Source organism: Methanoculleus sp. SDB (assembly GCA_001412355.1).
In the GTDB taxonomy this organism is placed as follows: Archaea; Halobacteriota; Methanomicrobia; order Methanomicrobiales; family Methanomicrobiaceae; genus LKUD01.
In genome coordinates this window covers 60,565-68,480 of record LKUD01000031.1, presented here as the reverse complement: position 1 = coordinate 68,480, position 7,916 = coordinate 60,565, and the positions used below count along the sequence as shown (strand labels likewise).

The following is a 7,916-nucleotide window of genomic DNA, read 5'->3' as shown; positions in this document are numbered from 1 at the left end:
AAAAGAATAATTCAGGATTTTTTCGGTGCGTCAAGAAACTCCCGCACCATCTTTACCGCACAGAGATCCCCGCACATCGAGCAGGTGTCGATCTCCCCGTCCCGTTCATGGATGGCGCGGGCGACAGGGCCGAAGAGCGCTTGCCGGAACTGCTCCTCCCAGTCGAGGTTACGGCGTGCCTCGGCCATCTGCATCTCGCCTTCCGATAGCCACGAGTTCTTTCGCCGCACGGAATCCCCGACATGCGCCGCAACCCGTGCCACACGGCACCCCTCTTCGATGTCCCGCACGCCGGGAAGTGCGAGGTGTTCCGAAGGAGAGACCATGCAGAGGAAATCCGCGCCGTGCATGCATGCCACCGCACCGCCGATCGCCGCCACCACATGGTCATAGCCAGGCGCGATGTCGGTAACCAGCGGCCCGAGCAGGTACAGGGGCGCCTGCTCGGTCAACTCCTTGATCATGCGTACATTGTACCCGATCTGGTCGATGGGAATATGGCCCGGCCCCTCAATCATCCGCTGTACACCCGCCTCCTGCGACCGTTGGGCAAGGTCACCGAGTGTCAGGTACTCCGTTGCCTTTGCGAGGCGGCCTGAATCCACGACGGCTCCCGGCCGCATCCCGTCACCAAGGGAGACAACGACATTCTCCTCCGCAAGTATCTCGAGCAGGTAATCAAACTCGGAGTACAGCGGATTTTCCTCGCCCGTTTCAGCCATCATCGCCACGTGGAAAGCACCGCCCCGGCTCACAACACCCATCGTCCGGGGATCCTTTCTCAGGGCATCAAGCGCCTGACGATTCACGCCGCAGTGGAGCGTGAGAAAGTCAACACCGTCACGACAGTGCTCCCGGATGATTCGGAAGAGCAGGTCACCGTCGACATCCACGGCGCTCCCGGCACGCCGGACGGCTTCGTACACCGGGACTGTGCCGACGGTCGTGTCGAGAGAGAGGACCGATTTCCTCATCGTCCGGAGATCGCCACCGGTCGAAAGGTCCATGAGAGCATCCGCGCCGTTCGCGAGCGCCACCCGCGCTTTGTCCATCTCGAGGCCGGGATCACAGCGGGCTCCCGAGGTGCCGATGTTTACGTTCACCTTGACCCCGCACTCCTCACCGACAGGAACGAAAGGATGAGTGCGCCGCGGGTTTGCCGGAATCACCACACGCCCGCGGACGATTGCGCTGGCAAGCCTCCGCGGTATAAGGCCCTCCGCCCTGGCTGCCGCTTCCACTTCAGAAGGAACACCGGCAAGACATTCCCGTATCAGGGACTGCATAACACACATTTGTCCTGAGGCTTAATATCATGCATGCACGTAACCTGGATTCCCGGCGAAGGGTTCTTCGCCAACGCCTTCGTCATCGGATCGATCCTCGTGGACGCAGGAGTCACCCCGATGGCGGTAGAGCGGTATAAGGAGACCATCGAGACGATCGTGCTCACCCATTGCCACTACGACCATATCGCCCATGTACGTGAGATCGCGGATATGTGCGACGCGGCAATCTGCATTCACCGGCGCGAAGCACACGGATTGGCCGACGAGGGGATGAATCTCTCCGTCCTCTTCGGGGCGCGGACGCCGCCGCTCGTCCCCGACCGTATGCTCGAGGAAGGCGACACGATTGCAGAGCTGACCGTGCTGCACACGCCGGGACACACACCGGGAAGCATCTGCCTCTGGAACGAGGAATCCGGCACCCTCATCTCGGGTGATACGGTCTTTGCCGACGGGGGATTCGGGCGCGTGGATTTCCCCGGCGGAAGTATCACCGATCTCAGGCGATCGATCGAACGGCTCGCCGGACTTCCGGTTGAAGGACTGTGGCCCGGACACGGTGAACCGGTGCCCGCCGGCGGAGGGCGCCATATCACCGCTGCACTCCGCCTGATAACCGGTGCCTATGGATAAAGGGATTTACTGTCTTATTTTTGAGAACAGGGCGTGCACCTGCCGTGTGGGCAGCCTCGGCATGCTCGCGTTCCGGCCCGGGTGGCACATCTACGTCGGATCGGCACTCGGTCCCGGCGGACTGGCCCGGGTACGCCGGCATGTCCGCCTCGCTCAGACCCGGAACCGGCGCCCGGTCTGGCACATCGACGCCCTGCTGCTCTCCCCGGATTTCCACCTTACCGGATGCATCTGTGGCTATACGGAAAAAAAACTTGAATGCATGCTTGCAGTGGAGATCGGAGGTGACGCGGTGGCAGGCTTCGGGTGCAGCGACTGCCGCTGCCTCTCGCATCTCTTCCGGCGCACCGCCAACCCGGAGGCCGAAATCATCGCGGCGTTCCATCGCCTCGGGCTTCAATGCCACGAGCACAAGACTCAAATAAATGGCAGCCAAGCATAGAGTATGAAGGTGCTCGGCCTATCCGGGAGCATGCGAAAAGACGGCAATACCGCACTCCTGATACAAAAAATTCTTGACCATGTGGATGCGGAAAACTGTTCCGAGATCGAGACGGAATTCGTATCACTCTCGGGGATGGAAATTCTTCCCTGCATCGGATGCGAGAAGTGCAAGGAAAAAAAATGGTGCATCATAGAAAAAGACGACTGGGGCCGCATCGTCGACAAGGTTCTCGACTGCGATATCCTCATCATCGGGTCACCCACCTATTACTACGATGTCTGCGGGCAACTCAAGAATTTCATCGACCGGACATATTCGCTCTATCATGACCGGAAACTGGCGGGAAGGAATGCCGTTGTGGTAGCCGTCTGCGCCGACCGCGGATGCGAACGGACCCTCGAGACACTCGAAGGATTCGTCAATACCCACGAGTTTTCGTACCTCGGTTTCGTAGCCGGCAAAGGATACATGCCGGGGGACATCCTCAACGACCCGCATGCAATGCCAAAGGCAAAGGAAGTCGCGGGAACGATTATTAAAATGCTGCGGAAGGATTCGAAATATATCCGGTCCGTCTGACCGCATACCCTTCCTTATACACGCCCATAGAGGGTTGTCCGTTCCGCAAGGGTGCGTCCGATATCCTCTGTAATACGCCGCATTTCATCCGGATCAAGATAATCCGTATCTTTTGCGCCCGCTTCTTTTGATATTCGCTCCTCGTACATCGTTCCGCCGAGATCGTCACCGCCCGCACACAGGGCGAGCTGGGACAGCTTGGTGCCCAGTTTCACCCACGAAACCTGAATGTGAGGAATATTGTCGAGAAAGAGACGGGATACGGCATACATCAGGAGATCCTCACGGCCCGTCGCTCCCGCCGGGGCCTCTCCCCTGATGTAGAGGGGCGTCTGATAGTGAATGAACGAGAGGGGGACGAATTCGGTAAAACCGCCGGTATCGTCCTGAATAGAGCGGAGAATAGCGAGGTGCCGGGCCCGGTCACGAACCGTCTCGACATGCCCGTACATAATCGTGGCGGTCGTCCTGATGCCCGCCGCATGTGCTTCCCGGATAATACGCTCCCAGGTTGCGGTATCGATCTTTCCGGGACAGATGCGCGCCCGCACGTCGTCCACAAGGATTTCCGCAGCCGTCCCGCACATCGAGCCGAGTCCTGCATCCTTCATCAGGCAGAGCATCTCGGCGGTCGAAATCCCGCTCTTCCGTGCCCCGAATGCAATCTCCATCGGATTACTCGCGTGAATATGGACGTCCGGCACCGCTTCGCGGATCCATGCGATGATGTCCGTGTATGCAGCGGCGTTAAACGCCGGGTGGAGGCCGCTGACGGTGCAGATTTCGGTTACGCCACGCGTACCCGCGAGTGCCGCTTTTCCCTGCACCGTCTCCTTTCCGAACCGGTACGAATCGGGATCCCCTTCCTTCCGGGAATATGCACAGAATCCGCAGGCATTGACACAGATGTTCGTGACATTGAGGTTCTGGTTCCGGACAAACGTCACCGTATCTCCGACCCGCTCTTCCCGGATTCGATCGGCTGCTCTGGCTATATCCCAGATATCGCGGCCTTTCGCTGAAAACAGGGTAATCGCATCCTCTTCTGACAGCCGTGCACCACCGGCAGCATCCTCACATATCCGCTGCAGTACCGTCACCGCGGACATCCCCTCTCTTCCATGGCAACAAAGGAGTGTCATGGAGTCGATATAAGCCTGCTGGAGTTTCCCGGACAGGGGAAAAAAGATGGCGGATTATTTCCACAGCCATCCGAATAGACCGCGGTCCGCCTGTTCGGCCTGCGCCCGCGATTCGAGGCGTGTCTGTTCCTGAGTCATGATCTGCAGCTGCTCCTGCAGGTATGTACGCGTTTCATTATCGCAGTCGCACTCGGCGATGAGCCGGTTCATCTCCTGGATACGGAGGCGATTCTCGGCTGTCAGCTGCAGGATCTCGGCCGCCGCTTCATCATCGCCGCCGGCAAAAAAGCGCACAAATCCGCTGCGGGTTTCAAGCCGTTCCTCGGCAACAATCGTGGCCTGCACGGAGTTGTTGAATTCACGCGCGACCGCGGAAATATTCCGGCCGATGCCGTAGGTACTGTTTTCCAGCCCGAGCAGCGTGTGCACGGCTACCCTGACGGTATTCTGATTCAGGTACACGTTCCGGACTTCCGGGCGAACGGACTGCAGTTCCTGATCAAGCTCCTGCTGCCTCTCCTGTTCGCGTGCTGTGAGTTCGGCACGAATCATCACGGTTTTTGTCTGTTGTGCATGGAGGGCGGCGGAGCCGGCAGCCGGTGTTGCATTCGCAACGGTAGGTTTCGCACCGTTCTGTGCGGCTTCCTGAGCGCCTTTATTATTCGCTGCCAGTGCCGGTGTGACAACCAGCAGGAAAATAAGGAGAATCGTGAGGAGTTTCGTTCGCGTCATGATACTGTCCTCCGGTATATGATGACAATACATCCAGCCGTATTTCAATGTTATGAAGCGCGGAGATATCCTCATGAACCGGAAGGTTCCATCAGTCATGCCCCTGATGCCGAACGTCTTCGCAGCCAGATCGCCGCTCCGGCACAGGCGGCCAGCATCGTGGCACCCAGAAGAACTGCCGTCGGGGGACTTTCGCGGAAGAGGGCAATCAGCCAGCCGGCACCCATGGCAATCGAGAAACACCCCATTAGCGATCCCGCGCTGATACAGACCACTACCGGAACAACGCCCATCCCGAGCAGCCGGCCGATGATGGTTGCGTTCACGCCGCCCGATCCCTGAAGGGGGAACATGACAAACAGGATGAGGCCGGCGTAAGAGAGGTTCGCGAGCCACGGCCGCGCCCGGATATAAGCGCGTCCCCTTCCTGCAAACCTGCCCATTGCCGGTCCGATAACGGGCACGCCAAGCAGAAGATCAAAATTCCAGACAACAAACAGCGCACAGACGATATCAATCATTGCGCATGTGAGCGCCGTCAGCCACCACGCCTCCCCGAGACAGATGCCGAGGGGGATAACCGACTCCTTGCCTGCGGGAGGGAGCAGGTAGGCGGCGGCGAGGCCGAGATACACGAGAAAATCATGATACGGCAGAAATGCATACAGGACGATCAGATAGCCTGCATAAAGGGCACAGGGAATCAGGATACGGGACAGGCGGGATAGATCGTGCCCGCAGGCACTGATATTCTGAGGGCATTCCATTGACATTCTCCCGGAAGAGGCGGTCCGGCCGGGCTCGCACCGTCCGGAAGGCAGGATCGAACAAGGAACGTTTCGAGCCTGTCGTTAAATGGTTTCTGGTAACGGCATACCGGGCCGGATCCGGTCGCCGGAATGATTGTAAGGCTTAATGCCGCTTCCCGCCGAATATGTCATCATGGATATGGAGCCTGCATACCGGGCACTGAAAAAGTACTTCGGATACAGCTCCTTCCTTCCTCATCAGGAAGAGATCATTTCCCGCCTCCTCGACAATCGCGACGTATTGGCGGTCATTGCAACGGGTGGCGGAAAATCTCTCTGTTTTCAGCTTCCGGCACTGCTGAAACCGGGCATCGCACTTGTCATCTCCCCGCTCATCGCGCTCATGAAGGACCAGGTGGACGGGCTCCGGGAAAACGGGGTGCCGGCAGCCTTTCTCAACAGCACCGTCACCTACGACCTGCGGCGGGAGACAGAGGCTGCGCTCAGGGCTGGAACGCTCAAAATACTCTATGTTTCGCCAGAAAAAGCAGCACAGCCAGGATTTATCACCTTCATGCAGGGTCTTCCCGTCAGCCTGATCGCCGTGGATGAAGCACACTGCATTTCGCAATGGGGGCATGAATTCCGCCCGGAATACCGGCAGATTATCAGGCTTCGCCGGGCACTTCCCGGTGTCCCCGTCATCGCCCTGACTGCGACGGCAACGCCCGCAGTACAGCGCGATATCGCCGATCAGCTCCATCTTTTGCGTCCGTTCATATCGCTCGGAAGTTTTTACCGCCCGAACCTCACCTACGAAGTACTGGAGAAGAGAAACGCCTATGCGCAGCTTATGGGCTACCTTTCCGCGCACCGGAACGATTCGGGCATTATCTATTGCACGAGTAAAAAAACAGTCGGGGAGCTTGCCGATAAACTTACCAGGGACGGCTTTTCCGCCCGGCCGTACCATGCAGGCCTGCAAAAACCGCTCAGGGCTGAGACGCAGGACCGCTTCATCCGTGACGAGACCCGGATTATTGTCGCAACCATCGCGTTCGGCATGGGTATCGACAAGCCGGACGTGCGTTTTGTCATCCACTACGATCTGCCCCGCGACCTCGAACACTTTTACCAGGAAACCGGACGTGCGGGACGCGACGGGGAGCCTTCCGACTGCATCCTGCTCTACAGCCCGGCCGACCGGGCACGGGTGTCCTATTTCATCGACCGGATGGAGAGCGACATCGAGAGACGGAGCGCGTACCGTCGGCTCGACGCTTTGATCGCCTACTGCGAGGGGACGGGTTGCCGGGTGGCGGCGCTGCTCTCCTATTTCGGCGAGACCTTCCCCCCGGGACGGTGCGGACGCTGTGACAACTGCAGAGACCCGAAAACACTCATTGACGGGACCGGAGTGGCGACGGAGATCATCAGGTGCGTCAAGGAACTTCCCGGAGCATACGGCGCGGGGTATCTCGCCGATGTCCTCCGGGGTTCTTCATCAAAGAAGATCCGCGAGCGCGGCGACACCGGCCGGCGATGCTTCGGCTCGGGGAAAACGCATTCGCGCGACGATCTTATTGCGCATATCAGGGAACTCGTACGCCTCGGGTATCTGGGGCAGGAGGGGGATCGCTATCCGGTGATCGTCCTGACCGAAAAAAGCCATACGGTGCTCACCGGCGGTGAACGGGTTCTCCTGTCGGTACGGGAAGGACTCCCGGGGCGGCGTGCCGTCACGGCCGGTGCGGGTGATCCCGGCCTCTTCGATCGCCTCCGAAGGCTGAGAAAAGAGCTGGCTGACGAGGAGGAAATCCCGCCCTACATGGTGTTTTCCGATGCAACCCTTCGCGACATGGTGGCACGCCGGCCGGCGACACGGGCACGGCTGCTCTCCGTGCGGGGGGTCGGCGAACAGAAACTGGAAAAGTACGGGGAACGGTTCCTTCGGGAAATCACCCGTTTCCGGAAAAGGGAAACAGCCCTGTCCCGTGATCAGCCTGCGCCAGCGGGAAAGGTTCCCTTCTCCCGTGATACGCTCAGAGAAACCCGCGACCTCTACCGGAGGGGGCTCACCGTCCGTGGGATTGCATTCCGGCGCGACCTGACGGAGGATATCGTCGGCGCGCATCTCGAGAGCCTTATTCTCGTCGGCGAAGCCATCTCCCTCGACGATCTGGTGCTGCCGGAGAGGCAGAGGGGTGTCAGGGATGCGATACGCGACTGCGGCAGCTATGATCTCAAGGTGCTGAAACGTATGCTCGGAGACCGGTACAGCTGGAATGATATCAGGTTCGTCCGGGCCGCCGTCCTCCAGCAGACGGGAGGCACGGGAATACGGGAG

Annotated in this window: 7 protein-coding genes and 1 pseudogene; 4 read left to right on the top strand and 4 right to left on the bottom strand. The window is 59.4% G+C overall.

The genetic code is table 11. From position 1 onward, the window contains the following. Positions 1 to 11 precede the first annotated feature (11 nt). A complete protein-coding gene (locus APR53_08915; protein KQC05090.1) occupies positions 12 to 1,286 on the bottom strand; it encodes a phosphomethylpyrimidine synthase in 1,275 nt (424 codons plus the stop codon). A gap of 33 nt (positions 1,287 to 1,319) precedes the next feature. On the opposite strand from APR53_08915, the gene APR53_08910 reads away from it, so the two are divergent. Genes APR53_08910 through APR53_08900 form a run of 3 tightly spaced genes read left to right on the top strand, consistent with a single transcriptional unit; the run spans position 1,320 to position 2,946 of the window. Then, entirely contained in the window at positions 1,320 to 1,922 is a 603-nt protein-coding gene (locus APR53_08910; GenBank protein ID KQC05080.1) for an MBL fold metallo-hydrolase, read from the top strand. After that, the gene (locus APR53_08905; protein ID KQC05079.1) at positions 1,915 to 2,364 is read left to right on the top strand and encodes an endonuclease III; all 450 of its coding nucleotides are present in this window, start codon (positions 1,915 to 1,917) and stop codon (positions 2,362 to 2,364) included. The genes APR53_08910 and APR53_08905 overlap by 8 nt, the downstream gene beginning before the upstream one ends. 3 nt (positions 2,365 to 2,367) lie before the next feature. After that, on the top strand, positions 2,368 to 2,946 hold the full coding sequence (locus APR53_08900; GenBank protein ID KQC05078.1) for an NADPH-dependent FMN reductase: 579 nt from the start codon (positions 2,368 to 2,370) through the stop codon (positions 2,944 to 2,946). A gap of 14 nt (positions 2,947 to 2,960) precedes the next feature. On the opposite strand, the gene cofH is transcribed toward APR53_08900, so the two are convergent. From cofH to APR53_08885, 3 genes are all read right to left on the bottom strand, one after another. Continuing rightward, positions 2,961 to 4,055 carry an FO synthase subunit 2 gene (gene cofH / locus APR53_08895; protein KQC05077.1) on the bottom strand — a complete coding sequence of 365 codons (1,095 nt, stop codon included), beginning with the start codon at positions 4,053 to 4,055 and terminating at the stop codon, positions 2,961 to 2,963. Between the two features lie 87 nt (positions 4,056 to 4,142). Then, positions 4,143 to 4,820 carry a hypothetical protein gene (locus tag APR53_08890; protein ID KQC05076.1) on the bottom strand — a complete coding sequence of 226 codons (678 nt, stop codon included), beginning with the start codon at positions 4,818 to 4,820 and terminating at the stop codon, positions 4,143 to 4,145. Positions 4,821 to 4,915: 95 nt separating this feature from the next. Next, positions 4,916 to 5,587, bottom strand: a complete 672-nt coding sequence (locus tag APR53_08885) for a hypothetical protein (protein ID KQC05075.1) — start codon at positions 5,585 to 5,587, stop codon at positions 4,916 to 4,918. A 181-nt stretch (positions 5,588 to 5,768) separates the two neighbouring features. Here APR53_08885 and APR53_08880 point away from each other — a divergent pair. Beyond that, a pseudogene (locus tag APR53_08880) lies at positions 5,769 to 7,535 on the top strand. The last annotated feature ends 381 nt before the right edge of the window (positions 7,536 to 7,916 follow it).